At 73.4% G+C, this 15,658-nt stretch carries 1 protein-coding gene; it reads left to right on the top strand.

Going from position 1 to position 15,658, the window contains the following annotated elements:
* The first annotated feature begins 86 nt into the window (after positions 1 to 86).
* The gene (locus tag ACSMTC_RS02240) at positions 87 to 15,455 is read left to right on the top strand and encodes a type I polyketide synthase (RefSeq protein WP_436564575.1); all 15,369 of its coding nucleotides are present in this window, start codon (positions 87 to 89) and stop codon (positions 15,453 to 15,455) included.
* The last annotated feature ends 203 nt before the right edge of the window (positions 15,456 to 15,658 follow it).

Here is a 15,658-nt window from a genome sequence, read left to right as displayed (position 1 = left end):
GGCGATACCCCGCTCGCAGCTGCAAAGCCGTAAAGAGGGCACATCAAATGGCGAATGAAGAGACACTCCGCGGCTACCTCAAGCGGGTGACGGCCGATCTGCACCAGACCCGGCTGAGGCTGCGCGAGGCGGAGGCCAAGGACCAGGAACCGATCGCCATTGTCGGAATGAGCTGCCGCTTCCCGGGCGGGGTCGGCTCGCCCGAGGACCTGTGGCAACTGGTCGTCTCCGGCGGGGACGCGATGTCCGAGTTCCCGGCCGACCGGGGGTGGGACGTCGAGGCCCTCTACCACCCGGACCCGGACCACCCGGGCACCAGCTACACGCGCGAGGGCGGCTTCATCCACGACCTCGCGCACTTCGACCCGGCCGTCTTCGGCATCAGCCCGCGCGAGGCCCTGGCCATGGACCCGCAGCAGCGGCTGCTCCTCGAGGCGTCCTGGGAGGCGTTCGAACGCGCGGGCATCGACCCGCTCTCACTGCACGGCAGCCGTACCGGCGTCTTCGCCGGCACCAGCGGTCAGGACTACCTCGCCGTCCTGCTGAGCTCGACGGACGACGTCGAGGGCTACCTGGGAACCGGCAACGCGGCCAGTGTGGCCTCCGGCCGGATCGCCTACAGCCTGGGCCTGGAGGGCCCGGCGGTCACCGTGGACACCGCCTGCTCCTCCTCGTTGGTGGCTCTCCACCTGGCGGTCCAGGCACTGCGGAACGGCGAGTGCACGCTGGCGCTGGCCGGCGGTGTCACCGTGATGAACACCCCCGGCACCTTCGTCGACTTCAGCCGCCAGCGCGGACTGGCCGCCGACGGCCGCTGCAAGTCCTTCGCCGACGCCGCCGACGGCACCGGCTGGAGCGAGGGCGTCGGCATGCTGCTGGTCGAGCGGCTCTCCGACGCACGGCGCAACGGCCACCCGGTGCTGGCCATCGTGCGGGGAAGCGCCGTCAACCAGGACGGCGCCTCCAACGGTCTCACCGCGCCCAACGGGCCCTCGCAGCAGCGGGTCATCCTCCAGGCGCTCGCCAGCGCCAGACTCACCCCCGACCAGGTCGACGCGGTCGAGGCGCACGGTACCGGTACCCGGCTGGGCGACCCGATCGAGGCGCAGGCGCTGCTCGCCACCTATGGCCAGGACCGGGACGAGTCCACGCCCCTGTGGCTGGGTTCGCTGAAGTCCAACCTCGGGCACACCCAGGCCGCAGCGGGTGTCGCCGGAGTCATCAAGACGGTCATGGCGATCCGGCACGGAGTGCTGCCGAAGACCCTCCACGTGGACCAGCCGACGGGGAACGTGGACTGGTCCGCGGGAGCGGTGGAGCTGCTGACCGAGGCCCGTCCGTGGCCGGAGACCGGACACCCGCGCCGGGTCGGCATCTCCTCGTTCGGTATGAGCGGCACCAACGCGCACACCATCATCGAGCAGGCACCGGAGGAGGCCGAGGCCGCAGCCGGCGCCGAGCGGTCCCCGGTCCAGGCCGTCGTCCCGTGGGCGCTCTCGGGGAAGGGCGAGGCGGCACTGCGCGGGCAGGCGGCGCGGCTGCTCTCCTGGGTGGAGTCCGCGCCCGAACTCGAACCGCTGGACGTGGGCCACTCGTTGGCGGCGGGACGAGCGGCGCTGGAGCGCCGCGCCGTGGTGCTCGGCACCGATCGTGCGGAGTTCCTGCGGGGCCTGGGCGCACTGGCGGCCGGTGAGGCTGCGGCGAACGTGGTGCAGGGGGCGGTGGTCGAGGGCCGGACGGCGTTCCTGTTCACCGGGCAGGGGAGTCAGCGGGCTGGTATGGGCGCCGAGTTGTATGAGGCGTTCCCGGTGTTCGCCGATGCTTTCGACGCGGTCTGCGCTGAGCTGGACCCGCACCTGGAGCGTCCGCTGCGTGAGGTGCTCTTCACCGGCGAGGGGCTGGATCAGACCGGCTACACCCAGCCGGCGTTGTTCGCGGTCGAGGTGGCGCTGTTCCGGCTCACAGAGTCCTGGGGTGTGCGACCGGAGTTCCTTGCGGGGCATTCGATCGGTGAGATCGCTGCCGCGCATGTGGCGGGTGTGCTGTCGCTGGCGGACGCTGCTGTGCTGGTGGCGGCTCGTGGTCGGTTGATGCAGGCGCTGCCGGTTGGTGGTGCGATGGTGGCGGTGCAGGCCTCGGAGGATGAGGTTCTGCCGTTCGTCAGCGGTGAGTTGGGGATCGCGGCGGTCAACGGTCCGTCGTCGGTGGTGCTTTCGGGTGCCGAGTCGGCCGTGCTGGCGGTTGCGGAGCGGCTGTCGGCTGAGGGTCGTAAGACGAAGCGGCTGACGGTGAGCCATGCGTTCCACTCGCCGTTGATGGAGCCGATGCTGGCCGAGTTCCGTGCGGTCGTCGGGGGTCTGACCTTCGGCGAGCCTCGGATTCCGATCGTGTCCACCCTCACCGGTGGGGTCACCGAGGAGCTGCGCACTCCCGAGTACTGGGTGCGGCATGTCCGTGAGGCGGTCCGCTTCCGCGACGCGATCCAGGCGTTGGAGGCCGAAGGCGTCCGCACTTTCGTGGAGTTGGGCCCGGACGGGGTGCTCTCCGCGATGGGGCAGGAGTGTGTGACCGGGGACGCGGTGTTCGCGTCGCTGCTGCGTTCCGGCCGTCCGGAGGCCCAGGCGCTGACCATGGCGGTGGCGCAGGCGTATGTGCGCGGTGCGGCGGTGGACTGGCGGGCGGTGTTCGCGGGGCGGGGCGCTCGTCGGATGGACCTGCCGACGTACGCCTTCCAGCGGCAGCGCTACTGGCCGACGCCCGCGGCATGGGACGAGACCGCTTCGACGGCCGCAGCCGGCGACCCGGTGGACGCCCGGTTCTGGGAGGCGGTCGAACGCGGCGACCTGGAGATGCTCACCACGACCCTGGAGCTGGACGGCGACCAGCCGCTGAGCTCCGTGCTGCCCGCTCTGACGGCGTGGCGCCGGCAGAGCCGGGACCGGTCCACGGTCGACAGCTGGCGCTACCGGATCAGCTGGCGGCCGGTCGCCGAGGCGCCGTCGGCCACGGTCGCGGGTGACTGGCTGCTGGTGGTACCGGCCGGCCGGGCCGGGCACGAGTGGGTCCCGGCCGCGGCCAGGGCGCTGGAGCAGCGCGGCGTCCGGGTACTTCAGGTCGGGTACGACCCGGCGACGGCGGACCGTACCGAGCTCACCGAGCAACTGCGCGCCGCCCTGCCCGAGGACGGGCGGCAGATCGCCGGTGTACTCTCCCTGCTCGCCCTGGAGGACGGTCCGCACCCCGGGTTCCCGTCGGCACCGCTCGCGCTCACCGGCACGCTGGCGCTGGTTCAGGCACTCGGCGACGCCGGTGTCGAGGCACCGCTGTGGTGTGCCACCCGCGGCGCGGTCTCGACCGGGCGCTCCGACCGGCTGGAGAACCCGAGGCAGGCTCAGGTCTGGGGTCTGGGCCGGGTGGTGGCCCAGGAGTACCCCGAGCGCTGGGGCGGCCTGATCGACCTCCCCGAGACCCCGGACGAGCGCGCGCTGAACCGGCTGGTCACCGTGCTGGCCGGCCTCGGCGACGAGGACCACCTGGCGGTCCGCCCCTCCGGGATCCTCGCCCGCCGACTGGTGCGGGCGCCGCAGGGCGAGGCGGTCGCCCAGGGCTGGTCCCCGCGCGGCACCGCGCTGGTGACCGGCGGTACGGGCGCGCTCGGTGCCCATGTCGCCCGCTGGCTCGCCCGGGCCGGTGCCGAGCACCTGGTGCTCACCAGCCGCCGCGGCCGGGATGCCGAGGGGGTCGCCGAACTGGAGGCGGAGCTCACCGAGTCGGGCGCCAGGGTGACCGTGGCCGCCTGCGACGTCGCCGATCGCGAGGCGCTCGCCGCGCTGCTGGACTCGCTCCCCGCCGAGTACCCGCTGAACACCGTGGTGCACGCGGCCGGCGTGCTGGACGACGGCGTGCTGGACGCGCTGACACCGCAGCGACTGGCGGGTGTGCTGCGTCCCAAGGTGGACGCAGCCGTCAACCTGCACGAGCTCACCCGGGAGCTCGACCTCTCGGCGTTCGTGATGTTCTCGTCCTTCGCCGGTACCTTCGGCGGACCCGGCCAGGCCAACTACGCCGCCGCGAACGCCTTCCTGGACGCGCTCGCCGAGCAGCGCCGCGCCGCCGGACTCCCGGCCACCACCATGGCCTGGGGAGCCTGGGCCGAGGGCGGCATGGCGGTGGACGAGGTGGTCACCGAGCGACTGCGCCGAGGCGGCGTGCCCGCGCTCGCCCCCGACCTCGCCATCGCCGCCATGCAGCACGCGCTGGACCGGGACGAGACGTTCTCGATCGTGGTGGACGTCCTCTGGGACCGCTTCGCACCCCAGTACACCGCCATCCGCCCGAGTACCCTGTTCGCCGAACTCCCCGAGGCCCGGCAGGCGATGGCGGCGGCCGAAGCGGAGGAGGCCGCCCAGCCGGACACCTCCTCACTCCGGCAGCGGCTGGCCGCCGCCTCGGAGAGCGAGCGCAGCCGGCTGGCCCTGGACTTCGTCCGCGCCCAGGTCGCGGCCGTGCTCGGCTACGCGGGCCCGGACTCCGTCGAACCGTCCCGGGCCTTCCGGGAGTTGGGCTTCGACTCGCTGACCGCCGTCGAGCTGCGCAACCTGCTGGCCGCGCTCACCGGCCTGCGCCTGCCCGCCACGCTGGTCTTCGACTACCCCAGTGCCACCGCGCTCGCCGAGCACCTGTGCACCGAGCTGCTGGGCGCCGCGCCCGCGACCGTCCCGGACACTCCGGTGCCGGTGCGGGCGACGGAGGCCGTGGACGACGACCCGATCGCGATCGTCGGTATGAGCTGCCGCTTCCCCGGCGGGGTCGGCTCGCCCGAGGACCTCTGGCGCCTGCTGGCCGCCGGGACGGACGCCCTCGTCGGCTTCCCCTCCGACCGCGGCTGGGACCTCGAGACCGTCTACCACCCGGATCCCGAGCACCCCGACACCACCTATGTGCGCGAGGGCGGCTTCCTGGGCCAGGCCGGGCACTTCGACCCGGGCTTCTTCGGGATCTCTCCGCGTGAGGCGCTCGGCATGGACCCGCAGCAGCGCCTCCTGCTCGAGGTGTCCTGGGAGGCGTTCGAGCGGGCCGGCATCGACCCGGCCGCCCTGCGCGGCAGCCGTACCGGCGTCTTCACGGGCACCAACGGCCAGGACTACCTGCCGCTGATCCTCAGCGCGCCCGACGGCTCCGAGAACTTCCTGGGCACCGGCAACGCGGCCAGTGTGATGTCCGGCCGGGTGGCCTATGCGCTGGGCCTGGAGGGCCCGGCGGTCACCGTGGACACCGCCTGCTCCTCCTCACTGGTCGCGCTGCACTGGGCGATCCAGGCACTGCGGGCGGGAGAGTGCTCGCTGGCGCTGGCCGGTGGAGTGACCGTGATGTCCACCCCGGGTGCGTTCGTGGACTTCAGCCGGCAGCGCGGGCTGGCCGCCGACGGGCGCTGCAAGGCGTTCGCGGCGGCGGCGGACGGCACCGGCTGGGGCGAGGGTGTGGGCATGCTGCTGGTGGAGCGGCTCTCGGACGCGGAGCGCAACGGCCACCCGGTGCTGGCGATCGTGCGGGGAAGCGCCGTCAACCAGGACGGCGCGTCCAACGGTCTTACCGCGCCGAACGGTCCGTCGCAGCAGCGGGTGATCCGGCAGGCGCTGGCCTCAGCAGGCCTGTCCGCCGGCGAGGTGGACGCGGTCGAGGCGCACGGTACGGGAACCGCCCTGGGCGACCCGATCGAGGCGCAGGCCCTGCTCGCGACCTACGGCCAGGAGCGCTCGGAGGACCGTCCGCTGTGGCTGGGTTCGCTGAAGTCCAACATCGGTCACACCCAGGCCGCCGCCGGTGTCGCCGGTGTGATCAAGATGGTCATGGCGATGCGGCACGGCATCCTGCCGCAGACCCTGCACGTCGACGAGCCCACGCCCCAGGTCGACTGGTCGGCCGGTGCGGTGGAGCTGCTGACCGAGGCGCAGCCGTGGCCGGAGACCGGCCGTCCGCGCCGGGCGGCGGTGTCCTCCTTCGGTGTGAGCGGCACCAACGCCCACACCATCCTTGAGCAGGCGCCCGCCGCCGTCGGTGCGGACGAGGGCGAGAAGCCGGCCGGATCCCCGGTGGTGCCGTGGCCGCTCTCCGCCCGGACGGCGGAGGCGCTACGGGAGCAGGCCGAGCGGCTGCACGAGCGGCTGGAGAGCGAGCCCGGTCTCGAACCCGTCGACATGGGCTACTCGTTGGCGACCGGCCGCTCCGCCATGGAGCGCCGTGCCGTCGTGGTGGCCGAGGACCAGGCCGGCTACCTCCGGGGCCTGGCCGCGCTTGCCGCCGGAACCGACGCACCCGGCCTGGTCGAGGGGACGGCGACGCTCGGCCGGACGGCGTTCCTGTTCACGGGGCAGGGGAGCCAGCGGGCCGGTATGGGCGCTGAGCTGTACGAGGCGTTCCCGGTGTTCGCGGATGCGCTGGACGAGGTGTTCGCGCACCTGGACCAGCATCTGGAGCGTCCGCTGCGGGAGGTGGTGTTCGCGGGCGAGGGGCTGGATCAGACCGGGTTCACGCAGCCGGCGCTGTTCGCGATCGAGGTGGCGCTGTTCCGTCTGGTCGAGGCGTGGGGTCTGCGGCCGGATGTGCTGGCTGGTCATTCGATCGGTGAGATCGCTGCCGCGCATGTGGCGGGTGTGCTGTCGCTGGCGGACGCTGCTGTTCTGGTGGCGGCTCGTGGTCGGTTGATGCAGGCGCTGCCTTCGGGTGGTGCGATGGTGGCGGTGCAGGCCTCGGAGGATGAGGTACTGCCGTTCATCACCGACGAGTTGGGGATCGCGGCGGTCAACGGGCCGTCGTCGGTGGTGCTTTCTGGTGCCGAGTCTGCGGTGTCGGCGGTTGCGGAGCGGCTGTCGGCTGAGGGTCGGAAGACGAAGCGGCTGACGGTCAGCCATGCGTTCCACTCGCCGTTGATGGAGCCGATGCTGGCCGAGTTCCGTACGGTCGTCGAGGGTCTGACCTTCGGCGAGCCTCGGATTCCGATCGTGTCCACCCTCACCGGTGGGGTCACCGAGGAGCTGCGCACTCCCGAGTACTGGGTGCGGCATGTCCGTGAGGCGGTCCGCTTCCGCGACGCGATCCAGTCGTTGGAGGCCGAAGGCGTCCGTACGTTCGTGGAGTTGGGCCCGGACGGGGTGCTCTCCGCGATGGGGCAGGAGTGTGTGACCGGGGACGCGGTGTTCGCGTCGCTGCTGCGTTCCGGCCGTCCGGAGGCCCAGGCGCTGACCATGGCGGTGGCGCAGGCGTATGTGCGCGGTGCGGCGGTGGACTGGCGGGCGGTGTTCGCGGGGCGGGGCGCTCGTCGGGTGGACCTGCCGACGTACGCCTTCCAGCGCGAGCGCTACTGGCCGAACGTGCCGCCGCTGGGCGCGGGTGATGTGACGATGGCCGGCCTCGGTGCGGCGGACCACCCGCTGCTGGGTGCGGCGGCCGAACTGCCGGACTCGGGCGGGCTGGTGTTCACCGGGCGGCTCGCGCTGTCCACGCACCCGTGGCTGGCCGACCACGCGGTGCTCGGCAGGGTCCTGCTGCCGGGCACGGCCTTCGTGGAGATGGCCATCCGGGCCGGCGACCAGGTGGGCTGCGACCTGCTGGAGGAGCTGACCCTCGCGGCGCCGCTCGTGCTGCCCGAGCAGGGCGGGGTGCAGCTGCGCCTCACCCTGGGCGCGGCGGACGAGTCCGGCAGCCGGGCGCTGAGTCTGCACTCGCGCCGTGAGGACGCCCCGGCCGAGGAGCCCTGGACCCGGCACGCGACCGGCCTGCTGTCGGCCGGTGCCCGGCCGTCCGGGTTCGACCTCGCCGAATGGCCGCCGACCGGTGCGACCGAGGTCGGGCTGGACGGGCGGTACGAGGCACTGGCGGGGATCGGCTTCGACTACGGTCCGGTGTTCCAGGGCCTGCGTCGGGCCTGGCGGCGTGGTGACGAGGTCTTCGCCGAGGTGAGCCTGGAGCAGCAGGCCGAGGCCGGTCTGTTCGGCCTGCACCCGGCACTGCTCGACTCGGCGCTGCACGCGCTCGGGTTGGCGGCCCCCGAGGGGACCGACTGGCAGGGCAGGCTGCCGTTCTCCTGGACCGGGGTGTCGTTGCACGCGGTCGGCGCGTCGACCCTCCGGGTGCGGCTGGCCGCGGCCGAGTCGGACGGCGTATCGCTGGAGCTGGCGGACGAGGCCGGCCAACCGGTGGCCTCGGTGGCCGCGCTGGTGCTGCGCGCGGCGTCGGACGAGCAACTGCCTTCGGCACAGGGCGCGTTCCATGAGTCGCTGTTCCGGCCCGAGTGGGTTTCGCTGCCCGTCGGCGCGAGCGACGACGGCGAGCGCTGGGCGGTGCTGGGCGCCGACGCGCAGGCGCTCGGCGACCTCGGCCGCAGCGTCGAGAGCTACCCGGACCTGGCGGCCCTGCCGTCCGACGGGGACCTTCCCGACCTGGTGCTCGTTCCCTTCTTCCCGCAGGAGGAGCAGGACACCGTCGGCACCGTCCGGGCGACCGTGAACCGGGTGCTCGACCTGGTCCAGTCCTGGCTGGCCGAGGACCGGTTCGCCGGTGCTCAGCTGGTACTGGTGACCCGGGGCGCGGTGGCGACCGCCGCCGACCCGGATGTCACCGACCTGGCCGGCGCCGCCGCCTGGGGCCTGGTGCGCTCGGCGCAGACGGAGAACCCCGGACGGATCGTCCTGGTGGACCTGGATGCCGAGGCGTCCTCGGCCCGGGCACTGAGCGCCGTACTCGGCGCTGAGGAGCCGCAGTTGGCCGTCCGGAAGGGCGTGCCGCACACACTCCGGCTCGCCCGGGTGCCGGTCGCCGCCGAGGAGGCCGTCGTGCCCTTCGGCCCTGAGGGCACCGTCCTGATCACCGGCGGTACGGGAGCGCTGGGCTCGCTGGTGGCCCGGCACCTGGTGACCGAGTACGGTGTCCGGCACCTGCTGCTGACCAGCCGCCGTGGTGCGCAGGCGCCGGGCGCGGAGGAACTGCGGGCCGAACTGGCCGAGTCGGGCGCAGAGGTCACGCTGGCCGCCTGCGACGCGGCCGACCGGGAGGCACTGGCCGCCCTCCTCGCCGCGGTGCCGGCCGAGCGGCCGCTGACGGCGGTCGTCCACACCGCGGGGATCACCGACGACGGTGTGCTGTCCTCGCTGACTCCTGAGCGGATCGAGCGCGTCCTGCGGCCCAAGGCCGAAGGCGCCTGGAACCTGCACGAGTTGACCGCAGGCCTCGACCTCTCGGCGTTCGTGCTGTTCTCCTCCGCCGCCGGCGTCTTCGGCGGCCCCGGGCAGGGCAACTACGCCGCCGCCAACGCCTTCCTGGACGGGCTGGCGCACCACCGCGCGGCCCGTGGCCTGGCGGCCACCTCGCTGGCCTGGGGCCTGTGGGCGCAGAGCAGCGGAGTCAGTGGGCATCTGGACGACAACGACCTGGCGCGGATGGAGCGTTCGGGCCTGAGCGCGCTCTCCTCGGAGGAGGGCCTGGAGCTGTTCGACGCCTCGATGAGGTCCTCGGCCGAGGTGCTGGTCCCGATGCACGTCCGGACGGCCGCGCTGCGGACGCAGGCGGCAGACGGGCTGGTGCCCCCGCTGCTTCGCGGGCTGGTCCGCACCCCGGTGCGGCGGGCCGTCCGGGCGGCCGCGCGCGGCGCGGGATCCGAGTCCGAACTGGTGCGCAGGCTCGCCCCGTTGGCAGCCGCCGAACAGGAGCGTGCGCTGCTGGACCTGGTCCGTGGCCAGGTGGCGGCGGTACTGGGCTACTCGGGCGCCGAAGCCGTGGACGGCGAACGGGCCTTCAAGGAACTGGGCTTCGACTCGCTGACCGCCGTCGAGCTCCGCAACCAGCTGAACTCGGCCACCGGTCTGCGGCTGCCCGCCACGCTCGTCTTCGACTACCCCAACCCGGCCACGCTGGCAGGTCATCTGCGCACCGAACTCCTGGGCGCCGAGCAGGAGTCCACCGTATCGGCGGCGGCCCAGGCGGTGGCGGCCGACGACGACCCGATCGCGATCGTCGGAATGGCCTGCCGCTACCCCGGCGGGGTGACCAGCCCCGAGGGGCTCTGGCAGCTGATCGCCGGGGAACGCGACGGGATCTCCCTGTTCCCGACCGACCGAGGCTGGGACCTGGACGCCCTGTACGACCCGGACCCGGACCACCCCGGCACCTCGTACACCCGCGAGGGCGGTTTCCTGCACGACGCCAACTACTTCGACCCGGCGTTCTTCGGGATCTCGCCGCGCGAGGCCCTGGCCATGGACCCGCAGCAGCGGCTGCTCCTGGAGACCACCTGGGAGGTGTTCGAGCGGGCCGGTATCGACCCGGCCACGGTGCGCGGCAGCCGTACCGGCGTCTTCGCCGGTGTGATGTACCACGACTACGGCACCCGGTTGCGGACCGCGCCCGACGAGGTCGAGGGCTACCTGGGCACCGGCAGCTCCAGCAGCGTCGTCTCCGGCCGGGTGGCCTACACCTTCGGCCTTGAGGGCCCGGCGGTCACCGTGGACACCGCCTGCTCCTCCTCGCTGGTGGCGCTCCACCTGGCGAGCCAGGCGCTGCGCAACGGCGAGTGCACCATGGCGCTGGCCGGCGGTGTGACGGTGATGTTCACCCCCGGCACCTTCGTCGAGTTCAGCCGTCAGCGCGGCCTGGCCGAGGACGGACGCTGCAAGTCCTTCGCGGCGGCGGCGGACGGCACCGGCTGGGGCGAGGGCGTCGGCATGCTGCTGGTGGAGCGGCTCTCGGACGCGGAGCGCAACGGCCACCCGGTGCTGGCGGTGGTCCGGGGCAGTGCGATCAACCAGGACGGTGCGTCCAACGGTCTGACCGCCCCCAACGGCCCTTCCCAGCAGCGGGTGATCCGGCAGGCCCTCGCCAACGCCGGGCTCTTGGCCGCGCAGATCGACGCGGTGGAGGCGCACGGTACGGGCACCACGCTCGGCGACCCGATCGAGGCGCAGGCGCTGCTCGCCACCTACGGTCAGGACCGCATCGGCGACCGCCCGCTGTGGCTCGGTTCGGTGAAGTCCAACCTCGGCCACACCCAGGCCGCCTCGGGTGTCGCAGGTGTGATCAAGATGGTGATGGCGATGCGGCACGGAGTGCTGCCGCGCACCCTGCACGTGGACCAGCCTTCACCGCATGTGGACTGGTCGGCGGGCGCGGTCTCGCTGCTCACCGAGGCGCGGCTGTGGCCGGAGACCGGTCAGCCGCGCCGTGCGGCGGTGTCCTCGTTCGGTATCAGCGGCACCAACGCCCACACCATCCTTGAGCAGGCGCCGTCCCCGGAGGAGGAGTCGGCCGCCGGCGGGCCGGAGCCGAGCGGGGCTCACCTCGCCCTGCCCTGGCTGCTGTCGGCCAGGAGCGAGCCCGCCCTGCGGGCCCAGGCGGCACGCCTGCACTCCTGGTCCATGGAGCAGCCCGAGCTGAGCCCGGTCGCTGTCGGCCACTCGCTGGCGACGACGCGTTCCGCGCTGGAGCAGCGTGCCGTGGTCATCGCCGAGGGCCGTGCGGAGTTCCTGCGGGGCCTGGAGGCGCTGGCGGCCGGTGAGGCTGCGGCGAACGTGGTCCGGGGGACGGTTGCCGGGGGACGGCTGGCGTTCCTGTTCACGGGGCAGGGGAGCCAGCGGGCCGGGATGGGCGCCGAGTTGTACGAGGCGTTCCCGGTGTTCGCGGAGGCTTTCGACGCGGTGTGTGCGGAGTTGGACTCGCATCTGGATCGTCCGCTGCGCGAGGTGGTCTTCGGTGGCGAGGAGCTGGATCAGACCGGGTTCACGCAGCCGGCGCTGTTCGCCATCGAGGTGGCGCTGTTCCGTCTGGTCGAAGCATGGGGTCTGCGGCCGGATGTGCTGGCCGGGCATTCGATCGGTGAGATCGCTGCCGCGTATGTGGCGGGTGTGCTGTCGCTGGCGGATGCGGCCGCTCTGGTGGCTGCTCGTGGTCGGTTGATGCAGGCGCTGCCTTCGGGTGGTGCGATGGTGGCGGTGCAGGCCTCGGAGGATGAGGTTCTGCCTTTCGTCACAGGTGAGTTGGGGATCGCAGCGGTCAACGGGCCGTCGTCGGTGGTGATCTCGGGTGCCGAGCAGGCCGTCCTTACGGTCGCGGAGAAGCTGGCGGCCCAGGGCCGCAAGACCAAGCGGCTCGTGGTCAGCCATGCGTTCCACTCGCCGCTGATGGAGCCGATGCTGGCCGAGTTCCGCACGGTCGTCGAGGGTCTGACCTTCGGCGAGCCGAGGATCCCGATCGTCTCCACCCTCACCGGTGGGATCACCGACGAGCTGTGCACTCCCGAGTACTGGGTCCGTAACGTCCGCGAGGCCGTGCGGTTCTGCGACGCGATCCAGGCGATGGAGCGTGAAGGCGTCCGTACCTTCCTGGAGTTGGGCCCCGACGGGGTCCTGTCCGCGATGGGCCAGGAGTGCGTGACCGAGGAGGCGGTGTTCGCCCCGGTCCTGCGACGCGACCGGCCGGAGGTGCGGACGCTGACCACCGGTCTCGCGCAGGCGTACGTCCGTGGCGCGGCGGTGGACTGGCGGGCCGTGTTCGCCGGTCGCGGCGCGGCGCGCGTGGAACTGCCCACGTACGCCTTCCAGAAGGAGCGCTACTGGCTCGATACCGGTCTGTCGGCGAGTGACATGGCGTCGGCGGGACTGGACCTGGCCGGGCACCCGCTGCTGGGTGCGGCGGTCGAACTGCCGGACTCGGGTGGGCTGGTGTTCACCGGGCGGCTGGCGCTGTCGACCCAGCCGTGGCTGGCCGACCACGCGGTGCTGGGCAGTGTGCTGCTGCCGGGGACGGCCTTCGTCGAACTGGCCGTCCGGGCGGGCGAGGAGGTGGGCTGCGACCTGCTCGACGAACTCACGCTGGAGGCACCGCTGGTGCTCCCCGAGCGTGGCGGCGTGCAGCTGCGCCTCACCCTGGGGGCGGCGGACGAGTCGGGCGCCCGGGCGCTGAGCCTGCACTCGCGCCGGGAGGACGTCCCGGCCGAGGAGCCCTGGACCCGGCATGCGACCGGCCTGCTGGCGCCCGGCGCGCAGGGCCCCGACTTCGACCTCGGCGAATGGCCCCCGGCGGGTGCCGAGCCGGTCGAGGTGGACGGGCTGTACGAGCGGGCGGCGGGTGCCGGTCTGGACTACGGCCCGGTGTTCCAGGGCCTGCGCCGGGCCTGGCGGCGCGATGGCGAGGTCTTCGCGGAGATCCGACCGGAGGTGGACGGGCCGGGCCTGGACGGCACGCCGTACGGGCTGCACCCCGCGCTGCTGGACGCCGCCCTGCACGGGGTCGGCCTGGGCGGACTCGTCCGTGACGCCGATCAGGACGCGGGCCGGGCCCGGCTGCCGTTCTCCTGGGGTGGGGTCCGGCTGCACACCGCAGGCGCCGGTGCGCTGCGGGTGCGGCTGGCCCCGGCCGGTCCGGACAGTGTGTCGCTGCAGCTCGCGGATGAGACGGGCCGTGCGGTGGCATCGGTGGACGCTCTGGTGCTGCGGGCCGTGTCGGCCGAGCAACTCCGGTCGGCGCAGGGGGCGTTCCATGAGTCGCTGTTCCGCCCCGATTGGGTGGCGCTGTCCGCCGGTCCGGCCGATGGCGCCGGGCGCTGGGCGGTGCTGGGCTCCGACGCGCGGTTGGGCGATCTCGGGCGCGCTGTCGAGACCTACCCGGACCTGGCGGCACTCGCGGTGAGCGGGGACGTCCCCGAGGTGGTGCTGGTACCCCTCTCCGGGACGGACACCGCTGGTACGGACCTCGCCGCCGAGGCCCGGTCCGCGACCCGGCGGGCCCTGGAACTCGTCCAGTCCTGGCTGGCCGAGGACCGGTTCGCCGACGCGCGTCTGGTGGTGCTCACCCGTGGCGCGGTGGCGACCGCCGCCGACGCCGGCATCACCGATCTGGTGCACGCCCCGGTCTGGGGCCTGCTGCGCTCGGCCCAGGGGGAGAACCCCGGCCGGATCGTTCTGGCCGACCTGGACGACGAGGCCGGCTCGACTCGTGCGCTCCCGGCCGCACTGGCCCTCGATGAGCCGCAACTGGCCGTCCGGCAGGGCGTTCCGCACGCCTTCCGGCTGGCCAGGGTCCCGGCCGCTGCCGAGGAGGCCGCCGAGCCCACGGCGTTCGATCCGTTCGGCACCGTCCTGATCACCGGCGGCACGGGCTCGCTGGGCGCACTGGTGGCCCGGCACCTGGTGGCCGAGCATGGTGTCCGGCACCTGCTGCTGACCAGCCGCCGTGGTGCACAGGCGCCGGGCGCGGAGGACCTGCGGGCCGAACTGGCCGAGTCGGGAGCCGAGGTCACGCTGGCCGCCTGTGACGCGGCCGACCGGGAGGCGCTGGCCGCCCTCCTCGGCTCGGTGCCCCTCGAGCGGCCCCTGACAGCGGTCGTCCACACCGCGGGAGTGCTCGACGACGGGATCGTCTCGGCGATGACGCCGGAGCGGCTCGACGCGGTGCTGCGCCCGAAGGTGGACGCGGCCTGGAACCTGCACGAACTGACCGATGGTCGGAAGCTGTCGGCCTTCGTGCTTTTCTCCTCCGCGGCCGGTGTGTTCGGAGGTCAGGGGCAGGCCAACTACGCCGCCGCGAACACCTTCCTGGACGCACTGGCACAGCACCGCAAGTCGCAGGGGCTCGCCGCGAGTTCGCTCGCCTGGGGTCTGTGGGCTCAGCCCGGCGGTATGGCCGGCGGTCTGGACGGGGCCGATGTGGCCAGGATGGCCAAGGCCGGTCTCGCCCCGCTGTCCCCGGCGGAGGGCCTGGCGCTCTTCGACGCGGCCATCGGTGGCGCCTCGGACGAGGCGGTGCTGGCGCCGATGCGGCTGGACGTGGCCGCGCTGCGGGCGCAGGGGGATCCGGATCTGGTGCCGCACCTGCTGCGTGGACTGGTCCGGGTCCCGGTGCGGCGACCGGTGTCGGGAGCGAACCCGGCCGTGGCCGGACAGCGCACGCTGGCAGAGCGGTTGACCGGCCTGCCGGACGCCGAGCGGGACCGTCTCCTGCTGGACGAGGTGCGCACCCAGGTGGCCGCGGTGCTCGGGTACTCCGGTGCCGAGGCGATCGAACCGGGACGCGGCTTCGTCGAGCTCGGCTTCGACTCGCTCACCGCCGTCGACCTGCGCAACCGACTGGGGGCGCTGGCCGGGGTGCGGCTGCCGGTCACGCTGATCTTCGACTACCCGACCCCGGCCGCCCTGGCCGCCTACCTGCGGGAGCAGACCCGCCAGGACGAGGCGTCGGCCGCGCCGGTGCTCCCGATCGGTGCGGAACTCGACCGCCTGGAGTCGATCCTGTCCACCCTCGACGCCGGCGAGGAGGAGCGGCGGCGCGTCACCACCCGACTGCGGGCGCTGCTGTCGATGTGGACCGAGAGCCAGGGTCCGGCTGCCGAGCCCGCCGCCGACACCGAGCTCGAATCGGCCACGGCGGACGAGATCTTCAGTCTGCTGGACGAGGAGCTCGGCCTGTCCTGACCCGTGCCGCCGGGGGCCTGACGACCGCCCGGTCGCCAGGCCCCCGGTGTACTCGGCTCCCGTGACCGCCGTCCGGGGACGGAGCACCGTCCCTTCTCCGGACGGCGGTCACGGCGTTCACGGTGCCTCCCGGCGGCCGCCGGAAGGGGAGCGGACAGACCTCGGGCCCCGGGAGTGATCCCGGGGCCCGAGGCCGTGGAGGC

This window comes from Kitasatospora sp. HPM-01-4 (genome assembly GCF_051374625.1).
GTDB lineage: Bacteria > Actinomycetota > Actinomycetes > Streptomycetales > Streptomycetaceae > Kitasatospora.
Note: the sequence above shows the minus strand (reverse complement) of the source record. Positions and strands in the feature narration are given on the sequence as shown.